The sequence below is a fragment of the Pseudonocardia xinjiangensis genome (genome assembly GCF_012911925.1).
In the GTDB taxonomy this organism is placed as follows: domain Bacteria; phylum Actinomycetota; class Actinomycetes; order Mycobacteriales; family Pseudonocardiaceae; genus Pseudonocardia; species Pseudonocardia xinjiangensis.
The window spans coordinates 1-20757 of the sequence record NZ_JAAXKY010000135.1; the positions used below are offsets into that span (position 1 = coordinate 1).

20 protein-coding genes are annotated in these 20757 nt (G+C 70.9%); 9 read left to right on the top strand and 11 right to left on the bottom strand.

The window, feature by feature from the left end:
- Positions 1-282 precede the first annotated feature (282 nt).
- From HF577_RS29415 to HF577_RS29430, 4 genes are read right to left on the bottom strand one after another with little or no spacing between them, the layout of a single operon-like run.
- Entirely contained in the window at positions 283-1113 is an 831-nt protein-coding gene (locus HF577_RS29415; protein WP_169399243.1) for an ESX secretion-associated protein EspG, read from the bottom strand.
- 2 nt (positions 1114-1115) lie between these two features.
- Positions 1116-2429, bottom strand: a complete 1314-nt coding sequence (locus HF577_RS29420; RefSeq protein WP_169399244.1) for a hypothetical protein — start codon at positions 2427-2429, stop codon at positions 1116-1118.
- Positions 2430-2435: 6 nt separating this feature from the next.
- Complete coding sequence (locus HF577_RS29425; RefSeq protein ID WP_312859449.1) at positions 2436-3014, bottom strand: DUF3558 family protein; 579 nt, start codon at positions 3012-3014, stop codon at positions 2436-2438.
- Entirely contained in the window at positions 3011-3364 is a 354-nt protein-coding gene (locus HF577_RS29430; RefSeq protein WP_169399246.1) for a WXG100 family type VII secretion target, read from the bottom strand. The genes HF577_RS29425 and HF577_RS29430 overlap by 4 nt, the downstream gene beginning before the upstream one ends.
- Positions 3365-3554: 190 nt before the next feature.
- On the opposite strand from HF577_RS29430, the gene dnaK reads away from it, so the two are divergent.
- The 4 genes from dnaK to HF577_RS29450 are packed head-to-tail and all read left to right on the top strand — an operon-like array spanning position 3555 to position 7738.
- On the top strand, positions 3555-5414 hold the full coding sequence (gene dnaK, locus HF577_RS29435; protein WP_169399247.1) for a molecular chaperone DnaK: 1860 nt from the start codon (positions 3555-3557) through the stop codon (positions 5412-5414).
- Positions 5411-6082, top strand: coding sequence for a nucleotide exchange factor GrpE (gene grpE, locus HF577_RS29440; protein ID WP_169399248.1), 672 nt, complete (start codon positions 5411-5413; stop codon positions 6080-6082). Before dnaK ends, grpE begins: the two co-directional genes overlap by 4 nt.
- 19 nt (positions 6083-6101) lie before the next feature.
- Entirely contained in the window at positions 6102-7304 is a 1203-nt protein-coding gene (gene dnaJ / locus HF577_RS29445) for a molecular chaperone DnaJ (RefSeq protein WP_169399249.1), read from the top strand.
- On the top strand, positions 7301-7738 hold the full coding sequence (locus HF577_RS29450) for a heat shock protein transcriptional repressor HspR (RefSeq protein ID WP_169399250.1): 438 nt from the start codon (positions 7301-7303) through the stop codon (positions 7736-7738). Before dnaJ ends, HF577_RS29450 begins: the two co-directional genes overlap by 4 nt.
- Positions 7739-7749: 11 nt before the next feature.
- Here HF577_RS29450 and HF577_RS29455 read toward each other — a convergent pair whose 3' ends face one another.
- The 3 genes from HF577_RS29455 to HF577_RS29465 are packed head-to-tail and all read right to left on the bottom strand — an operon-like array spanning position 7750 to position 9321.
- Entirely contained in the window at positions 7750-7908 is a 159-nt protein-coding gene (locus tag HF577_RS29455; RefSeq protein WP_169399251.1) for a hypothetical protein, read from the bottom strand.
- Positions 7905-8177: a hypothetical protein gene (locus HF577_RS29460; RefSeq protein WP_169399252.1), complete on the bottom strand. Its 273-nt coding sequence runs from the start codon at positions 8175-8177 to the stop codon at positions 7905-7907. The genes HF577_RS29455 and HF577_RS29460 overlap by 4 nt, the downstream gene beginning before the upstream one ends.
- A 40-nt stretch (positions 8178-8217) precedes the next feature.
- Entirely contained in the window at positions 8218-9321 is a 1104-nt protein-coding gene (locus tag HF577_RS29465; RefSeq protein ID WP_169399262.1) for a globin domain-containing protein, read from the bottom strand.
- Between the two features lie 370 nt (positions 9322-9691).
- Between HF577_RS29465 and clpB the strand changes: the two genes are divergently transcribed.
- Positions 9692-12304: an ATP-dependent chaperone ClpB gene (clpB, locus tag HF577_RS29470; RefSeq protein WP_169399263.1), complete on the top strand. Its 2613-nt coding sequence runs from the start codon at positions 9692-9694 to the stop codon at positions 12302-12304.
- 130 nt (positions 12305-12434) lie between these two features.
- Positions 12435-12911 carry a cupin domain-containing protein gene (locus HF577_RS29475; protein WP_169399253.1) on the top strand — a complete coding sequence of 159 codons (477 nt, stop codon included), beginning with the start codon at positions 12435-12437 and terminating at the stop codon, positions 12909-12911.
- 10 nt (positions 12912-12921) lie between these two features.
- Here the strand turns inward: HF577_RS29475 and HF577_RS29480 are convergent, their stop codons facing one another.
- Complete coding sequence (locus HF577_RS29480) at positions 12922-14169, bottom strand: flavin-dependent oxidoreductase (RefSeq protein WP_169399254.1); 1248 nt, start codon at positions 14167-14169, stop codon at positions 12922-12924.
- A 181-nt stretch (positions 14170-14350) separates the two neighbouring features.
- Between HF577_RS29480 and HF577_RS29485 the strand changes: the two genes are divergently transcribed.
- From HF577_RS29485 to pyrE, 3 genes are all read left to right on the top strand, one after another.
- A complete protein-coding gene (locus HF577_RS29485; RefSeq protein ID WP_169399255.1) occupies positions 14351-15001 on the top strand; it encodes a type III secretion system chaperone family protein in 651 nt (216 codons plus the stop codon).
- A gap of 70 nt (positions 15002-15071) precedes the next feature.
- The gene (locus HF577_RS29490) at positions 15072-15851 is read left to right on the top strand and encodes an SDR family NAD(P)-dependent oxidoreductase (protein ID WP_169399256.1); all 780 of its coding nucleotides are present in this window, start codon (positions 15072-15074) and stop codon (positions 15849-15851) included.
- A gap of 31 nt (positions 15852-15882) precedes the next feature.
- Positions 15883-16452 (top strand): orotate phosphoribosyltransferase, encoded by a 570-nt coding sequence (pyrE, locus tag HF577_RS29495; RefSeq protein WP_169399257.1) that lies wholly within the window; start codon positions 15883-15885, stop codon positions 16450-16452.
- Between the two features lie 19 nt (positions 16453-16471).
- Here the strand turns inward: pyrE and HF577_RS29500 are convergent, their stop codons facing one another.
- The 3 genes from HF577_RS29500 to HF577_RS29510 all read right to left on the bottom strand — a co-directional run bounded on the left by HF577_RS29500 (position 16472) and on the right by HF577_RS29510 (position 20061).
- Positions 16472-17473, bottom strand: a complete 1002-nt coding sequence (locus HF577_RS29500) for a Pecanex-like protein 1 (protein WP_169399258.1) — start codon at positions 17471-17473, stop codon at positions 16472-16474.
- A gap of 87 nt (positions 17474-17560) precedes the next feature.
- Positions 17561-18679: a DUF4142 domain-containing protein gene (locus tag HF577_RS29505; protein WP_169399259.1), complete on the bottom strand. Its 1119-nt coding sequence runs from the start codon at positions 18677-18679 to the stop codon at positions 17561-17563.
- Between the two features lie 53 nt (positions 18680-18732).
- On the bottom strand, positions 18733-20061 hold the full coding sequence (locus tag HF577_RS29510; RefSeq protein WP_169399260.1) for a ferredoxin reductase family protein: 1329 nt from the start codon (positions 20059-20061) through the stop codon (positions 18733-18735).
- Positions 20062-20757 lie beyond the last annotated feature (696 nt).

Below are 20757 nucleotides of genomic sequence, written 5' to 3' on the forward strand. Positions count from 1 at the left end.
CCTGTAAAGCCCGCGAGTCGCCCGTTCCCCGTCCGCGAGTCGCCCGCTTTTCGTGCGCGAGTCGCCCGCCGGGCGTGCTCGAGTGCCCTTCCCTGCCCCGCGAGACGCCCCTTTCGCGCGCACGAGTCGCCCGTTCCTGGTGCGCGAGTCGCCCGTTCCCTGCCCGCGAGTCGCCCCTTTTCGGTGCGTGAGTCGCCGGTTTCCTGCGGGTCAGCGCGGATGCGCGGATGCGCGGATGCGCGCCAATCTGAAGGTCGATGCCGAAACCGGGGTGTGGTCGGTTCAGATCCGTGAACCGCTCACGGCACCTGCGAGGTCGGCCAGTTCGTCGACCAGCCCCTGTGTCGTCACCGGCCCGATGGTCACGGTGGTGGTGCCCGATTCGGTCCGCCGGAGCTGGCGGAAGTGCCCGTCGTCGGTGCGGTGCATCCCCACCACGTACGGCGCCCGACGTCGCCGGCCGCCCCCGGGCCGGCCGGTGGCTCCGAACTGCCCGCGTTGACGCACGCCGGAACACATCCGGACCAGACGGCCGGCGTCGAGCCGGGGAACGCCTCGCCACACGAGCTCTTCGGCGAACCGGCCCGGATCGTCGGGCGCAACGGATCGGGCGGCGTCGAGCGTCGCCGCCGGCAGCGTCACCACGGCACCTGGACCGGGCGTGACGGGGCCGATCAGCTCGACGAGTGCGGGCGCCGCCGCGTCGACCGGCACGTCGAGCAGCGCGATCTGCGCCCCGTGCCGGACGGCGAGCGTGCAGCGGTTCGCGTGGCACGCCGCCAACCCGGCGACCAGCGTGCAGCGGTTCGCGTGGCACGCCGCCAACCCGGCGACCAGGGTGTCGCCGCGGAACCGCAGGTCGAGCGTCAACTCGGCCCCGGCGAGCAACCGCAGCCGCTCGGCGAGCACCGGGTGCGGACCGCGGTCGTCGCCCAGTCCACGGCGGCGCAGGTCCGCACAGACGGCGGCGACGATGCGACGGCGCTCCTCCATGGTCCGGCCAGCACTCGGCGGATCCAGCTGCGGCGGGGTCTCCCCCAGACCGAGCAGTTCCCAGGAGACCTCGAACTCGGTGAGGCCAAGAACGGTCGCTCGGGTCCAGTCGAGACCCATGGTCAGCCGTCCCGTCCTTCGATGATCGGCTCGGTGTGTGGTGGCAGGTCCACGTCGAAGGCCTCGGTCGACGGGATCCAGTACCGGACCTTGTGCTCGGTCGGCCCGGCTCCGGCTCCGGCCCCCATGCCGCCCAGGAACGGGGCATGCCCGCCGGCGCTCACCCCGTTCGCCCTCGACGATCCCGGGGGTGCAGCGCCCGCGCCCGTCGCCGGGCGAGCCGCGCCGGACTGCTCGGATCCCCCGGGTAGCCGCCCCGCGAACTCGCCCCCGTTCGTGCCGCCCCGGCCGAGCCCGACACCCGATCCGCCCGCGGGGAGGGGACGGCCGGGCCCACCGGACAAGCCGGCCGCGCCGTTCGTTCCGACGCCGCCCCGGCCGATGCCGGCAGGTAACCGCTCGCTGCCTCCCCAAGCCGGGGCGGGAGTGCCGGCGCCTGCGCTGCCCCAGCCGACGCCGCTCCCGGCGTTGGTGGAGCCGGGGCGCGATGATCCCGGCGCGTGCAGCCCTCCGGCAGGCCCGATACCGGGGACGGGACCGGGAATCTGGGCGCCGCTCACCGCAGGAGGCCCGGCGTTGCCACCGATCCCGACGATCTCGGGTGCGAACCGCCCCACCGTCGGAGAACCCGGTGGTGCCCCAACGCCGGGAGGCGCCGGCGGTCCACCCGCCGGCCCGATGCCGACGGGATCGGCACCGAGGGGGCCAGGGGACGGGAACGGAGGCGCTCCGGAACCCGCAGGGGCGCCCGGCACGGTCGGTGCCGACGCCGGTTCGACGAGCGGGAACGCCTCCAAGCGCTCGCGGCTGACCTGCTCGTGGCTGTAGAGCGCCTCGTTGGCTCGCGCGTCGAGCGTGCGGTTCTCCTCGAGGGTCGCCGTGAAGTCGGACTGGACGTCGAACGTGTCCCCGAACGCCGTCCGCATCCCGGCGCCGTAGACGTCGATACCCATGTCCCACCAGTCCCAGCTCCCCGGGTCCTGCCAGGCGATCTTCGGACGCATCTCCTCGAACGACTGGCCGTAGCCTGCGACGGCGCTGCTGCCGGCCCCGCCGTCCAGCCCCGCCGTTCCTGCCCGGTCGGCCGCCCGCGCGAGAGCCCCGGCCGTCGCCTCGGCCGCCTGCCCGTGCCACTGCAACCCCAGCGGGGCGAGCAGGCCACGGATCGCATCGTCGGACGCGACGAACGCGTTGCCGAGATTGCCCATCCCGATTCGCGCGGGTTCAGTGGCCTGCAGGCCGACAGCACCGTTGATCCAGGAGAACTTGGTGCGCAGATCGAAGCCCTCGTAGCGGTAGTAACCGATCTCGGTCATGACTCGTCACCCGCCCGACTGCTCGATGAGGGTCTGGACGGCCATCTCGGCCGCCACCTTGGCCTTGTCACACGCCAGCTGTTTTGTCATGGCGACGGTGGAGCCGTCGTACTCGTATCTCAGCACCAGGTTCTGGCCGGACGCCGCATCGACAACCATCACGCAGTGTGAGGTCGGAGGGAGGTGTGGACTGAGTGTTTCGATAGTGGCAAATCCATGGATATGTAGGACCTTCGCCCCCGTCACGCTGCTCAGGGAGCCTTCGGCGCCCTGAGTCTTGTCGAGTCGAAGTTGATATGCGTCCTGCGGTTCCTCCGGGAATCGCGTCCAGGCGCACGCTGGGCTCTGTGGGTCTTCACCTGCAGTCCCCGGTCTTCCATTGCCTACGCCGAGCTGTTGCTGCTGAACCACAGTGAGGAGCGAGCACGGGTCGACCCTGTCGAGGGAGAGCTCGCGGGGGCGGGGTGACAGATTTTCGGCAGAGGTAGGTGAGCTGCTTGAAGGAGGAACCTTTGATCCGCCGACCGAGCACGCGACGAGAACCATGCTGCTCAGAAGTAGCGTGATGACTGGCCGAGCGATCATGATGAGAAAGACCGGGTTATCTCGTCCTCGGTGAAGCCGTAACTTCGCGCTATCTCTCCCAGTTTCTGTCCTGCCGCTTCGAGCTGTTCGGTGTACTGGTGGCACTGTGCGACGAGGGCAGTGATCCGCTCGTTGAACGCAGGGGCTGCATCCCCGGAGACTGGGTCGCCTCCGCAGTGACCGACGGCCACGTCGATCGTCCCCATGCGCAACACATCCTTGAGCCGCAACGCCTCCCCCAGCAGCGCGGCTCGCGCCTGGAGCACGGTGTCCCGATCCACCTGGAGCGTGAGGGACTCGACGGCGGCGTCGAGTTGCCCGTGGTGCGGGCCGGGGCGCGGCGCGATCATGCGGGCAGCGTAGGGCGCCCGCAGCGGCCGGTGGGGTGGTTCGGGGGAAGTCCCGGGAACACAGTCGGCCGGTGGCGCGTTGGACGGGACAGCAAGTTGAGCGGGATCGGCTCAAGGGCGCTGTGCAAGCGCGGCCGGTTCCGTGTAAAACTTGAGCGAACTGAACTCAAGCTACTCGGAGGCAATCACCATGGCTCGTGCGGTCGGCATCGACCTCGGGACCACCAACTCCGTCGTCGCCGTCCTCGAAGGTGGCGAGCCGACGGTCATCGCGAACTCGGAGGGGGCGCGGACCACACCGTCCGTCGTCGCCTTCGCCCGGAACGGCGAGGTACTCGTCGGACAGTCGGCGAAGAACCAGGCCGTGACGAACGTCGACCGGACCATCCGGTCGGTCAAGCGTCACATCGGCACCGGCTGGACCACCCCGGACGTCGACGGGAAGAAGTACTCCGCCCAGGAGATCAGCGCGCGCGTGCTGCAGAAGCTGAAGCGCGACGCCGAGTCGTACCTGGGTGAGACGATCACCGACGCGGTGATCACCGTCCCCGCGTACTTCGAGGACTCGCAGCGCCAGGCCACCAAGGAGGCCGGGCAGATCGCGGGCCTCAACGTCCTGCGCATCGTCAACGAGCCCACCGCCGCCGCTCTGGCCTACGGGCTGGACAAGGGCGAGAAGGAGCAGACCATCCTGGTCTTCGACCTCGGTGGTGGCACGTTCGACGTCTCGCTGCTGGAGATCGGTGAGGGCGTCGTGGAGGTCAAGGCCACCAACGGCGACAACCACCTCGGTGGCGACGACTGGGACGAGCGGGTCATCACCTGGCTCGTCGACAAGTTCAAGAACAGCCAGGGCATCGACCTGACCAAGGACAAGATGGCGATGCAGCGGCTGCGTGAGGCCGCTGAGAAGGCGAAGATCGAGCTGTCGAGCCAGTCGACGGCCACGATCAACCTGCCGTACATCACGGTCGACGCCGACAAGAACCCGCTGTTCCTCGACGAGACGCTGTCGCGCGCGGAGTTCCAGCGGATCACCTCCGACCTGCTCGACCGCACCCGTGCGCCGTTCAACCAGGTCGTGAAGGACGCCGGCATCTCCGTCGGCGACATCGACCACGTCGTGCTCGTCGGTGGTTCCACCCGCATGCCGGCCGTCACCGAGCTGGTGAAGGAGCTCACCGGCGGCAAGGAGCCCAACAAGGGCGTCAACCCGGACGAGGTCGTGGCCGTCGGCGCCGCACTGCAGGCCGGTGTGCTGCGCGGTGAGGTCAAGGACGTCCTGCTGCTCGACGTCACCCCGCTGTCCCTGGGCATCGAGACCAAGGGTGGCGTGATGACCAAGCTCATCGAGCGCAACACCACGATCCCCACCAAGCGGTCGGAAATCTTCACGACGGCCGACGACAACCAGCCGTCCGTGCAGATCCAGGTGTTCCAGGGTGAGCGCGAGATCGCGTCCTACAACAAGAAGCTCGGCATGTTCGAGCTGACCGGCCTGCCGCCCGCCCCGCGTGGCGTGCCGCAGATCGAGGTGTCCTTCGACATCGACGCCAACGGCATCGTGAACGTGTCGGCCAAGGACCTGGGCACCGGCAAGAGCCAGGCCATGACGATCACCGGCGGATCCGCCCTGGGCAAGGACGAGATCGACCGGATGATGCGCGAGGCCGAGCAGCACGCCGAGGAGGACAAGAAGCGCCGCGAGGAGGCCGAGGTCCGCAACCAGGCCGAGTCGCTCGTCTACCAGACGGAGAAGTTCGTCAAGGAGAACGACGAGAAGCTCCCGTCCGACGTCAAGGACGGCGTCAACGCCGCTCTCGGCGAGGCGCAGGCCGCGCTGAAGGGCACCGACACCGACGCCATCAAGTCGTCGATGGAGAAGCTCGCCACGGAGTCCCAGAAGATGGGCGCCGCGCTGTACCAGCAGCCGGGCGCCGAGGGTGCCGCCAACCCGGGCGCTGACGCCGGGCAGGCCCAGGGCAGCAACAGCTCCGACGACGACGTCGTGGACGCCGAGATCGTCGACGAGGAGAAGGACAAGAAGTGACTGATCGCGACCGCAACGAACACGGCGAGAACGGTGCCGAGGGCGAGCGGGTCGTGGTTCGGGACCGGCGCCGGATCGATCCGGTGACCGGTGAGGTGCGGACCCCGGCCGGTGAGCCGGCCGGGGCCGCCCCCGCCGAGTCGCCGGAGGTGGGCCTGGACGCGGTGGCGGCTGCAGAGCTCGCCGCCCAGGTGGCCGAGCGCACCGCCGACCTGCAGCGGGTCAGTGCGGAGTACGCCAACTACCGGCGCCGCGTCGACCGCGACCGCGAGACCGTGCTGGTCGGGGCGCGGGTGCAGTTCGTCTCCGAACTGCTCACCGTGCTCGACGACCTGGAGCGGGCGGATGCCCACGGCGATCTCAACGGTCCGTTCAAGGCCGTTGCCGACAAGTTGATCTCCGTTGTGCAGAAGCTCGGCCTGGAGTGGTTCGGGCTGGAGGGCGAACCCTTCGACCCGTCCGTGCACGAGGCCGTGCAGCACGAGCCGAGCGACGTCAGCGGTCCCACCGTCACGGTGGTGTCCGCGGTGCTCCGCCGCGGCTACCGCATCGCCGACCGCGTCCTGCGGCCCGCGATGGTGGCGGTGACCGACCGCGCCGACGACGGCACCGCCACCGAACCGGATGCGACGCCCACGACGGAACCCGGCCCCACCCAGGGCCCCTGAGAAGACGCGAGGAGGCGGAGTGACCCAGCGCGACTGGATCGAGAAGGACTTCTACCGCGAGCTGGGCGTCACCTCAAGCGCGTCCGCGGACGAGATCAAGAAGGCGTACCGGAAGCTCGCGCGTGAGCTGCACCCGGACGCCAACCCCGGCGACGCCAAGGCCGAGGCGCGGTTCAAGTCCGTGTCCGAGGCCTACGGGGTGCTGTCCGACGAGAAGAAGCGCCGTGAGTACGACGAGACGCGTGCGCTCTTCGCCGGTGGCGGCGGTTTCGGAGGCGGTGGGGGCTTCCCCGGTGGCTTCGGGACCGGGGCGGCCGGTGGCCAGAGCTTCGACCTGAACGACCTGTTGAACCGCACCGGTGCCGGGGGCTCCGGCGCCGGTGGGGCCGGGGGTCTCGGCGACCTTCTCGGCGGCATCTTCGGCAACCGCGCCGGGGCGGGGCCCACCGGGCCCCGTGCCCAGCGCGGCGCCGACGTCGAGAGCGAGCTGCGTATCGACTTCATCGACGCCGTGCGCGGCGCCGAGGTGCAGCTGAGGCTGTCGTCGCCCGGTCGGTGCGAGCGGTGTGGTGGCACCGGGGCCCGCCCCGGCAGCACGCCGCACCAGTGCCCCACGTGTGGTGGCGTCGGCCTGGTCAGCCGCAGCCAGGGCGCGTTCGCGTTCTCCGAGCCGTGCCGCGACTGCCGCGGTACCGGCCGGATCATCGACGACCCGTGCCCGGAGTGCGGAGGCGACGGCGTCAGCACCCGCACCCGGCTGCTCACCGTCCGGGTTCCGGCCGGTGTGGCCGACGGCCAGCAGATCCGGCTCAAGGGCCAGGGTGAGCCCGGTCGCGGTGGCGCGCCTGCCGGTGACCTGTACGTCAAGGTGCACGTCAACCCGCACCGGCTGTTCGGCCGGTCGGAGCGCAATGCCGACGACCTGACGCTGACGGTTCCGGTCACCTATCCGGAGCTGGTGCTCGGCAGCACGCTGACCGTGCCCACGCTCGACTCCACCGTGTCGCTCCGGATCCCCCCGGGCACGTCGAGCGGGCGCACGTTCCGGGTGCGTGGCCGCGGTGTGCAGCGCAAGAACGGCAAGACCGGTGACCTGCTCGTCACCGTGGAGGTCGCGGTGCCGAGCTCGCTCGACGACGCGGCCACCGAGTCGCTGCAGGCCTACGCCGAGGCCACCAAGTCGTTCGACCCGCGGGCCGACCTGCTCGGGGGCCGGCGATGACCAGCGGCGGCCCCGCGCTACCCCCGGGCGCCAACCCGGACAGCCCCGTCTTCGTCATCTCGGTGGCGGCGGAGCTGGCCGGGCTGCACGCCCAGACTCTGCGCAGTTACGACCGGCTGGGGCTCGTGAGCCCCGGCCGGTCGCCCGGCGGCGGCCGTCGCTACTCGGCTCGCGACATCGCGCTGCTCCGCGAGGTGCAGCGGCTCTCCCAGGAGGAGGGCGTGAACCTCGCGGGCATCAAACGCATCATCGAGCTCGAGCAGCTCGTCGACGAGCTGCGGGCGCGGCTCGACGAGATGGCGCACGACCTGATGGCCGCTCATGCCGCCGCGGACCAGGCCGCTGCCAGTGTCCACGCGTCCTACCGGCGAGATCTCGTGCCGGTGGACCGCCGCCAGGCCCTCGTGGTGTGGCGGCCGAAGACCCGGGAGTGACGAGGCGCGTGTCAGCCCGCTGTCACGACCCGTGGCGGGTTCTCCGGCACCGGGTAGGCCCGCAGCGCGACAACGTCATCCGTTGAGTCGCCCCGGGTCGCGAAGCGCATCTCCAGCGACGTCCCGACCAGCTCGGCGATGGGGCGCGTGACCCGTCCGGTCCCGGTCACCGGCCAGGGCGCACGCAGGTGCGTGACCACCAGATCCTGGACGAGACGAGCATGTGAGCTGCGACCACCGCCAACCCGGCCCGGTCGACATCGGCGGGCATGCCGAGTGTCTCCGTGGCGACGACCCGGTGTCGATCCTGCGAGGTCGAGAGCACGACCTGCGGTCCGGCCGCGGTCAGCGCGAGGTGCTCGGGCACGACCGGTCCCAGCTGGTCGACGATGTGCGCCAACAAGTCGGGCAGGACGGCCGCCCAGCTCCCTGATCTCATCGTGGCGTGATCAGGCATTCGTTCGATGCCGGAAGTGGAACTAGTCCATCGTGAACGGGTCGTACCGGATGCGGTCGAGCGGCGTGCCGGCCACGAGCATCCGGGACACGGTGGCGCGGATCATCGCCGGCGAGCCGCAGACCATCACGTCGTGGTCGGCCCACGCCCCGTAGCGCGTGACCACGTCGGCCAGCGTGCCGCGCTCGGCGCCGGTGCCCGCCTCCTCCTTCTCGACGACTGGGACGATGTCGAGCCAGGTGTTGCTGTAGGAGAGGCGCCGCAGGCTGGGGAAGTCGTAGAGGTCGTCCCACGTGCGGCCACCGACGAAGACCTGCGTGTGGGGCTGGGTCGGCCGCGCGGCCAGATCCTCGAGCAACGCCTTGATCGGCGCCACGCCGGTGCCGCCGGTGACCATCAGGAGGTCGCGTCCCGACTCGACGTCGACGTGCATGCGGCCCATCGGCGGACCGATCCGCCAGGTGTCCCCGATCCGGGAGTGGGCGACGATCGCCCGGCTCACCCATCCGCCGTCGACGGCGCGCACATGGAAGTCGAGCGTGCCGTCCGGCCGGGGCGCGTTGGCCGGGGAGAGGTAACGCCACAGGCGCGGCCGCTGGGGTGTCTCCACGCTCAGGTACTGGCCCGCCCGGTACGGGATCGGCTCGCTGGTCTGCACGGTGATCATCGCGAGGTCCCAGCCCACCCGCTGGTGGTCGACCACCCGGCCCAGCCAGGACGCCGGACCGCGTTCGGCCTGAGCGGCGTCGATCATGGCGTTGGCCACGATCCCGTAGGCGTCGGTCCAGGCGTTCTCCATCTCGGCGGTCCACGCGGGACCGGAGAACTGGCGGATGCTGCCGATCAGCGCCGCCCCCACCGCGTCGTAGTGCTGGGCGAGCACTCCGAACTTGCGGTGGTCGCGCCCCAGCTGCTCGAGGAACGGCATCAGGTCGTCGGGCTGATCCACCATCTGGACGACGTGCACGAGCGCCCGGAGCAGCCGGCTGCGCTGCACCTCCATGTTGATGGGGAACAGGTCGCGGGTCTGTGGGGCGATCCGGAAGAGGGTGCCGTAGAAGTGTCGCCCGAGCTCCTCGGCCTGCGGCTCGACCTCTGCGAAACTGGACCGGATGACGTCGACCATCCCGGACTGCTCGCTGCGGGACTCACCGACGGAGAGGTCGGCGGCGAGCAACTGTTCAGCGGTCATGAATGGCCGGCTCTTCCTGCTCGATGGTCGGGGGGCGGAGGGAGGCGAGTCTCTGGCTGGAGAAGCCTAACGTTCGGAAGGCACTCTGGTGACCCTCCGTTGCCCCGACGATGGGTCTTCTCGCAGCGAGGCGGCCCTGTCCCGCCCGTCCGGGGGCTGCCGGACCGTTCGGCGCACAGTTGTCCGAATCTGCTGTCGGCTCGCGAAAACAAGCAGAGCTGAGTGGAACAGGCTCAACTTTCCTGACGTTGTTCGGAGCGACGGGCACGATGGTGTCCTGGCGACGATGCAGGAGGAACAGGGGATGGACTCCTTCAACCCCACCACCAAGGCGCAGCAGGCCATTTCGGCCGCGGTGCAGGCCGCTGCGCTCGCCGGCAACCCTGATGTCGGCCCCACACACTTGTTGGGTGCCCTGCTGGCGCAGGGCGATGGGATAGCCGTGCCGCTGCTCACGGCGGTGGGTGCAGACCCTGCCGTAGTGCGCACCGAGCTCACACAGCTGGGCAACAGGCTGCCATCGGCGGCCGGCGCCACGGTGAGTGCACCGCAGCTGTCGCGCGACGCGCTGGCGGCGATCACCGCCGCGCAGCAGCTCGCCACGGAGATGGGCGACGAGTACGTCTCCACCGAGCACCTGCTGGTCGGGCTGGCCGGCACGCGTGGTCCGGTCGCCGACCTGCTGCGCCGCCACGGCGCCACGCCGGACGCGCTGCGGGAGGCCTTCGCGAAGGTGCGCGGGTCGTCCCGCGTCACCAGCCCGGACCCCGAGGGCACCTACCAGGCGCTGGAGAAGTACGGCGTCGACCTCACCGAGCGGGCCCGCAAGGGCGAGCTCGACCCGGTGATCGGCCGTGACACCGAGATCCGCCGCGTGGTGCAGGTGCTCTCGCGGCGCACCAAGAACAACCCCGTGCTGATCGGTGAGCCGGGCGTCGGGAAGACCGCGATCGTCGAGGGGCTCGCCCAGCGGATCGTGGCAGGCGACGTCCCGGAGTCGCTGCGCGGCAAGCGGGTGATCTCCCTCGACCTCGGTTCGATGCTCGCGGGCGCGAAGTACCGCGGCGAGTTCGAGGAGCGGCTCAAGGCCGTGCTCAAGGAGATCACCGAGAGCGCGGGCGAGGTCGTCACCTTCATCGACGAGCTGCACACGATCGTCGGGGCGGGCGCCACCGGCGAGGGTGCGATGGACGCCGGCAACATGATCAAGCCGATGCTCGCCCGCGGTGAGCTGCGGCTGGTCGGTGCCACCACGCTCGACGAGTACCGCCAGCGCATCGAGAAGGACGCCGCGCTGGAGCGCCGCTTCCAGCAGGTGCTGGTCGGCGAGCCCAGCGTCGAGGACACCATCGGGATCCTGCGCGGGCTCAAGGAGCGCTACGAGGTGCACCACGGCGTGCGGATCACCGACGCCGCGCTGGTCGCCGCAGCCACGCTGTCCGACCGCTACATCACCGCGCGCTTCCTCCCCGACAAGGCGATCGACCTGGTCGACGAGGCCGCGTCGCGGCTGCGCATGGAGATCGACTCCCGGCCCGTGGAGATCGACTCGGTCGAGCGCGCCGTGCGCCGGCTGGAGATCGAGGAGATGGCGCTGGAGAAGGAGAACGACCCCGCCTCCCGCGACCGGCTCGACGCGCTGCGGGCCGAGCTGGCGGAAAAGCGCGAAGAGCTCTCCGCCCTCACCGCCCGGTGGCAGAACGAGAAGGGCGCGATCGAGAGCGTCCGTGAGCTCAAGGAGCAGCTCGAGGGGCTGCGCGGGGAGTCGGACCGCGCCGAGCGCGACGGCGACCTCGGCAAGGCGGCGGAGCTGCGCTACGGGCGCATCCCCGCGCTGGAGAAGAAGCTGGAGGAGGCCACGGCCGTCACGGCTCCGGATGCCGACGTGATGCTCAAGGAGGAGGTCGGCCCGGACGACGTGGCCGACGTCGTCTCCGCATGGACCGGCATCCCCGCCGGCCGGATGCTCGAGGGTGAGACGGCCAAGCTGCTGCGCATGGAGGACGAGCTCGGCAAGCGGGTGGTCGGCCAGACCGAGGCCGTGCGGGCGGTGTCCGACGCGGTGCGCCGGGCCAGGGCGGGCATCGCCGACGAGAACCGGCCCACCGGGTCGTTCCTCTTCCTCGGCCCCACCGGCGTGGGCAAGACCGAGCTGGCGAAGGCGCTCGCCGAGTTCCTGTTCGACGACGAGCGGGCGATGGTCCGCATCGACATGAGCGAGTACTCGGAGAAGCACAGCGTCGCCCGCCTGGTCGGCGCCCCGCCCGGATATGTGGGCTACGACCAGGGCGGGCAGCTCACCGAGGCCGTACGGCGCCGTCCGTACACGGTGGTGCTGTTCGACGAGGTGGAGAAGGCACACTCGGACGTCTTCGACACGCTGCTGCAGGTGCTCGACGACGGCAGGCTGACCGACGGCCAGGGCCGCACGGTCGACTTCCGCAACACGATCCTGGTGCTGACCTCCAACCTCGGCTCGCAGCTGATCACCGACCCGGCACTCGACGACCGCGGTCGCAAGGACGCGGTCATGGCGGTCGTGCAGCGGCACTTCAAGCCGGAGTTCCTCAACCGGCTCGACGACGTGGTGGTCTTCCACGCGCTGTCCACCGAGGAGCTCACGCACATCGTCGACATCCAGCTCGACGTGCTGCGGCGGCGGCTGGCGAAGCGCCGGCTCACGCTGGAGGTCTCCGACGCAGGCCGCGAGTGGCTGGCGATGAACGGCTTCGACCCCGTCTACGGGGCACGACCGTTGCGCAGGCTCGTGCAGTCGGCGATCGGTGACCAGCTCGCGAAGGAGCTGCTGTCCGGCGACATCCGCGAGGGCGACACCGTCCGGGTCGACCTCGACCCGGAGGCGAGTGGCGGCATGGGCGGTCTGATCGTCGGCCGCGCCCTGCCGGTCACCATCTGAGGCGGCGGCTTCTCACGCACCTGACGGGAGGGTGCTCGGGCCAGACCCGAGCACCCTCCCGTTGACGTGCGCCGGGGTGTAGACCTTGAGGCGGGAACTGCAGGGTGAGTGACCGCGGCCAGGAGGCGACATGACCGGCGAGGAGATCGTGCTCGGCCCATTGCCCGCGGGCATCACGCTCGCGAACGAAGGCATGCAGAAGAAGGTGTGGAACGTGCTCGGCCACACCTACTCGATGAAGGCGGCGGGCGAGTCGAGCTTCGCGTTCGAGACGTTCGACCCGCCCGGTACCGGTGTGCCACCGCATGTCCATCCGACTCAGGACGAGCACATCTACGTTCTCGACGGCGTGTTCACCCTCTATCTCGACGGCCGGTGGGAGACCGCGGGGCCGGGCGACACGGTGCGGATGCCGCGGAACCTGCCGCACGCCTACTACAACCGCGGCGAGGAACCCACCCGTGGGCTGTTCTGGGTGAGCCCCGCGGGCCGTCTCGCCGAGCTGTTCGACAAGCTGCACAACCTCGAGGACCCGGCCGAGGTCGTGCGCGTGTCGGCCCTGTGCGGCGTGGACTTCCTTCCGCCGGGAACCGTGGAAGGGGCCTGAGCGGCTGCGCTCACGTCGTGGGCCGGTCGGCCTGCTGACCTGCGGATCCCGAGATCCGCGCGTAGCTGCTCACCACGGCCTCGAGCTCGGCGGCGTCGATCACGTCCTCCAGCCGGGAGAACCCGTCGGGCGCCCGGCGCTCGACCTCGTCGATCACGCTCTCCGGGCCGCCCACCCGGTTGCGGAGCACCACCTCGCTGGTGGCGGGCAGCCGGTCGTCCTCGTACGCGCGCAACGCGTCGGCGGGATCGGCGTGCTGCACCAGCCGGTGGCCGAGGCTCGTGGCATCGAGGATGGCCTGGCCCGCTCCGTTGGAGCCCATCGGGTACATGGGGTGGGCGGCGTCGCCCAGCAGCGTCACGCGTCCCGTGGTCCAGTGGGGCAGCGGGTCCCGGTCGCACATCGGGAACTCGAGACACTCCCTGGTGGCCCGGACGAGACCCACGTGGTCGACGTGCCGGACCCGGAACCGGTCGAGGTGCGGTTCCAGCTGGGCCGGGTCGGCGGCCCGTGACCAGTCCTGCCGCCCGGGCGGCGGGTCGCCGGGGCGCCCCGCCAGCACGCAGACCGCCCAGTTGGTGAGCCTGGTGCCCGGGGTTGCTCCCCGGCCGATCGGGTAGATCACCAGCTTGGCGGCCGTGCCGCCGGCGATGATCATCGAGCGTCCGGTTCCGAACTCCGGCCAGTCGGTGGCTCCCCGCCACATGAGTACCCCGTTCCACCGGGGTGCGCCCTCGTCCGGGAACAGGATCGAGCGCACCGTCGAGTGGATGCCGTCTGCAGCCACCAGCACATCACCGTGCACCGGTTCGAGGCTGTGGCCGTGCGGATCGACGAACCGCGCACGGACGCCGTCCGCGTCCTGGTCGAAGCCGACGAGACGGTGCCCGGTGCGCACCGCGTCGACCCCGCGTCGTTCGCGTATCGCTGCGAGCAGCACGCCCTGCAGCCGCCCCCGGTGGAACGAGAGCTGCGGAAACGCGAAGCCGGCGTCCGTGCCACACGGTCTGCGGAGGATCTCGTGTCCCAGCCGGTGGGTGTAGAACAGCTCCTTGGTCCGGATCCCCACGTCGTCCAGCCGGTCGAGCAGCCCGAGTCCGGCGAGCTCCTCGACCGCGTGTGGCAACGCGTTGATCCCCACGCCCAGCTCGCGGATCTGCTCGCTCTGCTCGTGAACGACACAGTCGATGCCGTCGTGGTGCAGCCGTAGAGCGGTGGTGAGGCCCCCGATTCCCGCTCCGACGATGATGACTCGCATGACGGTTCCCCCCGTCCGACCGAGACCATCAGGATGACGCAGGTATCCGGATCACACCAAATGTCGGAACCGGCTGCGGGGGTGCTCCGGACTCACCCGGGAGGATGTACCGCCCGAACGAGGATCGTTCGGGTGATCGGGCGTCCGCGCACCTCGGCGACCATCGGTCTAGGCTCCCGCCGTGGGCCTCTCGTCGACGGTGTGGTTCGTCATCGCCGTGATCGCGCTGCTGCTCGGCGCCGCGCTGTTGTTCGCCGACCGCCGCGGCGGCCCCGGTGGGGCGAAGGACCGAAAGCGCTGGGCTGCGACGCACGGCTGGGAGTACCTCGACACCGATCCGGTGCTGCCGAGCCGGTGGCGCTACGGGACGATCCACCAGGGCGGCCCCGGTGTGGCGCGCAACCTGATGAGTGGTGACGTCCCCACGTCCGTCGGGCCGCGACACGCCTACGTGTTCGACCACGAGCAGGCCGGGCGGCTGAACTCCGTGCTGGTGGCGGTCCAGGTGCAGGACCAGCTGCCTGCCGCGGTGGAGCTGCGCCTGCCGTCGGCCCCGCTCCCGGACGACGCAGGGCTCGACCTGCTGGAGCCGGTCGGGGAGCGGTACGCGTTCGTGTCCGACGCCGATGCCGTGCGCCACCTCATCACGCCGCGCCTGGCGGAGGCCAGCGACCAGGTCGGCGACGACGTGGAGCTGCTGTGGGCCGAGGAGTCCTGGGTGCTCGCCACGGCTCCGCTGGGTTCCAGCTCGGAGCGGGTGCAGGACCTGCTCGCCGACCTCGCCGAGGTGGCCACCGTACTGGAGCAGTCGCTCGGCGTCGGGCGCCGCTGACCCGGCCTGCCCCACCCGTTTGCACGTATTCCGCCGAGATGTCCGGATAGTTCGCCGGTAGGCTCCCGGCGTGCCCACCGCCTTGATCACCGGTGCCACCTCGGGCATCGGGGCCGCCTTCGCGTCCCGTCTGGCGCGTGACGGCCGGGACCTCGTGCTCGTCGCGCGCGACCGGGAGCGGCTGGAGTCCGTGGCGGTCCGCCACCGGGCTGCCGGTGTGGCCGTCGAGGTGCTGCCTGCCGACCTGTCGGTCGCCGAGGAGCGCGACCGGGTCGCGGCGAGGTTGTCCGATGTGGACGCCGTGCCGGTCGACCTGCTGATCAACAACGCCGGTTACACGGCCTCCGCGAACGACGACCCGATCGCGGCGGGTGGCCCGGCGTTGCAGCGCCAGCTCGACGTCAACGTGACATCCGTGCTGAGACTGACCGTCGCCGCCGTGCCGGGCATGGTCGACAGGGGTCGCGGTGGCGTCATCAACGTCTCGAGCGTCGCCGGCTTCCTGCCCGGCCGCGGCTCCGTCTACGGCGCGGACAAGGCGTGGGTCACGTCCTTCACCGAAGCGGTGGCCGCCTCGCTCAGCGGCACCGGCGTCCGGGCGCTCGCGCTGTGCCCCGGCTTCGTCCGCACCGAGTTCCACCAGCGCGCCGGGATGGACGTCGGCACGCGGAGCGGTCCGTTCTGGCTCTCCGCGGAGAGCGTCGTCGAGGAGTGCCTGGCCGACCTGGCCAAGGGAAAGGTGGTGTCGGTGCCGAGCCCGCAGTACAAGGCGGTCGTCGCGCTCGTCGACCTGCTGCCCCGGTCGCTGGCGCGGCGTCTCCTGGCCCTCGGCGACCGACACCGCCAGTGAGGTCCGGTCCGCCGCTTGCCAGGATGACCGCATGAACGCAGACACCGAGCGCGACGAGCTGGCGGCACTGGTCCGTGACCTGGGAGTGGTGCACGGACACGTCACCCTGTCGTCCGGCGCCGAGGCCGAGTACTACGTCGACCTGCGCCGCGTCACGCTCGAGCACCGGGCCGCACCGCTGGTGGGCCGGCTGCTGCGGGTGCTCACCGCCGACTGGGAGTACTCCGCCGTGGGCGGTCTGACGCTCGGCGCCGACCCGGTGGCCGACGCCGTCCTGCACGCGGCGGCCGCCGAGCGCCTGGCCGTGCCCGAGATCCCACCGGTCGACGCGTTCGTGGTGCGCAAGGACATCAAGCAGCACGGCATGCAGCGGCTCATCGAGGGGCCGGACATCGTCGGGCGGCGGGTCCTCGTGGTGGAGGACACCTCCACCACCGGGGCATCCGTGCTGACGGCCGTGCGGGCGGTCCGGGAGGCTGGTGCCACGGTCGCCGGTGTCGCCACCGTGGTCGACCGCGACACCGGCGCTCGTGAGGCCATCGAGGCCGAGGACGTGCCCTACCGGGCGCTGCTCGGGCTGGCCGACCTCGGCCTCGCCTGAGCAGCGCCCGGCCGCAGGATTACTTCACCGTGATGCGGACCACGTCGAACGCGGGAGTCTGGTTGGCCCGCTGCATCATCGGGAGGCGGTGCGATCCGTCGCCCGCCCACACCGCGCACTGCGCGGTGCCCGCGGTCGGCATCCCGGTCACGGTCACTGTCACGGTGTCCGGCTCGGCGCCGCCACCGTTGTCCTGAGTCGCGAGGAAGAACTCGGGCGCGGGCGCGGCGTCGGGCGCCACGTCCGTGCTGGAGAGCATCCGGCAGGCGGTGTGGAAGTGCCCGCGCTGCAGGCCCTCCGGCGTCAGGAACGAGCTCTCCAGGTAGTAACCACCCGCCGCGGCACCGAGGAACCGGTCACGCACCAGGTTGCGGGTGCTCACCGAGATCGTGAACTTCTCCTTGACGCCGACGCTGCGGGGCGCGTCCGTGATGAGCAGCGAGGGGCTCTTGTCCTCCGACGCCACCTCACCGAAGGAGGTGCTCACACAGCGGGGAGCGAGCTGGAAACCGTCGTGCGGCGGGAGCTGGCTCCCGGTGCAGTCGGTGCCGAGGACGTCGAGGCCGTTGTTGGCCGGCGGCGCGGGTTCGGCGTCCCCGTCGTCACCGTTGTCACCACCGGCGCCCTCCTCGTCAGGGTCGGCGGAACCCTCGGATCCTCCCGCGTCGCCCGACCCGTTCGACCCGTTCTCGTCGTCGCCCTCCGGCTGGGCGGGAGCGGTGGTCTCGGGGGCCTCCCCGGCGTCGTCGGACGGTTCGGTGGCGGGATCATCCGAGTTGTTACCGGCGGGCACGACGGGGCGCGTCTCGATCGGGGATCCGGAACCGTGGCCGCCGCCCGAACCGTGACCGCTTCCGGAGCCGTGGCCAGAGCTGCCCATCGAGACCCCGTTCCCGTTGTTCGGGGATCCGGCGTACGCGCTGTCGCACGCGGTGGGGAGGACGGTCACCACAATGGCGGCCGCGGAGATCGCCAGCTTGCGGGCCGTGCTCCGGCGTCGTTCGCTACTGGACGGGAACATACTGCTCCGTTTCGGGGTCGGGGAGCGGAAACCGGTGGCCGGGTGGCACAACCGGGATGGATCGGCGCTGACGCGGGGAGCGTGGAGCTAGCGCCGCAGTGAGTGGCGGGAACCCTTACGGCTGGTGAGCCGGTGGGATCCGGTGTCCGACACGGCCCGGTGCGATCCCGTCTCGGAGACGGCCCGGTGCGAACCGGTGTCGGAGACGGCCCGATGGGACCCGGTGTCGGAGACGGTGCGGTGGGACCCGGTGTCGGACGCACTGCGGTAGGACCCGGTGTCGGAGACGCTGCGGTAGGACCCCGACTCGGACACCGCGCGGTACGCCCCCGAGTCCGAGACCCTCCGGCGGGTGCCGGTGTCGGAGATCGTCGAGGTCCGGCCGGTGCCGGCGGTGAAGCGTCCGGTGTCGGACAGGGTGTCGAGCCCCGACCCTATGGACGCCGTCGCCCGGGGAGCGGGGATGGCGGCGACGGCGGTGAGCTCGGGGATAGGCGCCGGAGCGCGCGGGACGGTGACCCGGTTGCGCCGCGCCGCGTTGCGGCCCTTCATGGCGGCGAACAGCGCGATCGCGGCGAGCAGCGCGGCGACGAACACCAAGATCGGCACCAGGAGGTCGGTCGGACCGGTGCCTCCGGACAGCAGACCCGGCGAGGCCTGCGGCAGCGCCGCGTAGTCGACGAGTCCGGTGCTCTCGAGGTACTGGATGTGCCGGCTGACGAACTCGTTGCCCGTGGTGGCGAACTGCCGGATCAGCTCGTTTCGGGTGCTGGCCCGCACCTGCGCGATGATGGGCAGGATGTTGCCGTGCGCCTCGCGCAGCCGCTGGACGAAGATCCTGTCGTAGTCGGAGCCGGTCTGCTGCGAGATCTCGTTCATCCACGCGACCTGCTGGCTGTTGGGGCTGCTGGGCAGCAGGACACCGAGCTGGTCGGCGACCTTGCGCACCTCCTGGTCGAGCGTGCCGTGCTCGCCGGAGATGTGCTTTCCGACCTCCTGGACCTCGGGGGAGCTCGCCTGCTGCTCGGCCTGCTGGCCCGTCGGCTGCTCCCACAGACCGGCCAGCCGGACCTTGACGAGCAGGTCGCGGTCGGCAGGTCCGAGCGGCCCGAACTGGGTCTGCGTCCAACCGCCGGTGCCGGGCGACCCCGACGCCCACGACTGGTACACCGACGCGGACACGGCGAGGATCACGGCGACGATCACCGCGCGACGGAGTATGCGGGGGATACTGCGGAGCATTGGTGCCTTCCTGACGTTCACACGAAGTCGAACTGTTCGGTGTGCACCCGGGCCGGTGTCACACCAAGGGGGTCGAGAGCGCTCATTGCGTCGGTGACCAGCGCAGGCGGGCCACAGATGAAGTAGTCGAGATCGTCGGGGTGCTCCGTGTTCGGGAGCACCATCGAGAGCAGGTCGGGACCGATGTCGCCGGTGTGGCCGTCCCAGCCGTCGTGCGGACGGCGCAGCACCTCGGTGACCACGAGGTCGAGCTGGAAGCGCAGTTCCGCGAGCTCGTCACGGAACAGCAGGTCCTCCGGTGAGCTGGCCACGACGACCAGGCGGTACGGCCGCGGATCCCCGCGGTGCGCGGCCGTGCGCAGCATGCTCATCATGGGCGTGATCCCGACGCCGCCGGCGATCATCACGAAGCCGGCCCCCGCGCCGACGTCGTTGGTGAAGGCACCATGCGGGCCGTCCACCCAGACCGGGGAGCCCGGCGGAAGGCGGCGCAGCGCGCGGGTGAAGTCCCCGGTGTGGCGGATCGTGAACTCGGTGGTGTCCAGGTGTGCGCTGGACGCGATGGTGAACGGGTGCTCCTCGGCGGCCACCGACCGCTCGAGACGGATCCATGCGAACTGGCCAGGAGCGAAGGCCCACGTCGTCGGCGGGCCCCCGTACCGCCGGCGCCTCGGCTCGAGCACGAGCGTGCTCACCGTGGCGTTCTCCCGGCGTACCTCGCGGACCAGGAACTCGGTGGACGGGTCGAACATGGGCCGCCATGCCCAGCGATATCCGAAGATCCCCACCACGAGGGCCGCGAGCATGCCGAAGAGGGTGCCGATCGCGGGCTCGGCCACGAGGTGGTCGAGCAACCACACGTGCAGTGCCGACAGCGTGATCACCGTGACCGCCAGCGCCACGTGCAGCCACCGCCACAGCTCGTAGGACAACCCGGTGCGGCTCTTCAGCACGGCCAGCCCGGCGAGTGCCGCGAGCGCGATGGTCGCTCCGGTGGCGGCTCGCGCCCGGTCGGGGGCGGTCTCGAAGTTCAGCAGCGTGATGTTGGACGGGTCTGCGGCGACCACGCAGGCGAGATGGGCGAAGACCAGCGCCGCGGTGACGACGCCGAGGAAGCGGTGGATGTCGATCACGCTCTCGATACCGAGGGCCCGGTTCAGGGAGCGGAGCCGGGACGGCAGTACCGCCGCACACACGAGCGCGGACAGCGCCAGCAACCCCGTCAGCACCGAGAGGTGGTCCCACAGCGGCTCGACCGGAGCGATCGAGAGCCACACGAGCGACGGCGCTCCGACGATCAGGCCGAAGACACTCAGCCACCCCGTGCGCACCCACCGCTGATCCATGCCCGGGACCGTAGGAGGCGGCGTCCCGCAGGGGTTGCGAAGCTGAGAGCACAGTGGGCCAGGAGTGACGCACGGCGCGACGAGTGGTCCGAGGATTACTCCGAATGTCTCATTTATTGGGCTGTTTGCCGCGTAACGCCTTCAGGTCCGGCGTCCAGAGAGGCCCGAAACGGGGGTCTCGCCACTCGCCGACGGCGCCCCACCGTACGAGGACAGGCGGCGCGGGCGAGCGGCGTCGGCGGTGCGCCGGACGGAGGGAGCTCCGAGGGCCGTGCATTCGAGCCCGGCAAGTCGTCCGTTCCCCGCGTCCCGGTCGTCCGAAACCTCCCTCCGACCGTTCGGCGCTCATTCCCGTTGGTGTCGCCCTCTGTCACATAACGGATGCTCTCCGCTACACGCGAGTGCCCTGTGTCACCCGGCGGGCGCCCTCCGCAACATGCGAGCGCCATCCGTCACCCCGTGAGCGCCCTCCGTGACACCGCGGGTCGTCGCACCAGCCACGTCGACGGACCCGGCGCGGGGGATGATTTCGGCCATGACCGAGGACGCGACCGCACGGGCCGGGAACGAGCCCGGTCCGGGAGTGGTGGGCGCGGTGGCCGGGAACGGGCGACTCGACCACCCGGAACGGGCGACTCGCGGGGAGGAACCGGGCGACTCGCGGGAGGGGGTCGGGCCGAGCGAGTGGGGCGTGCC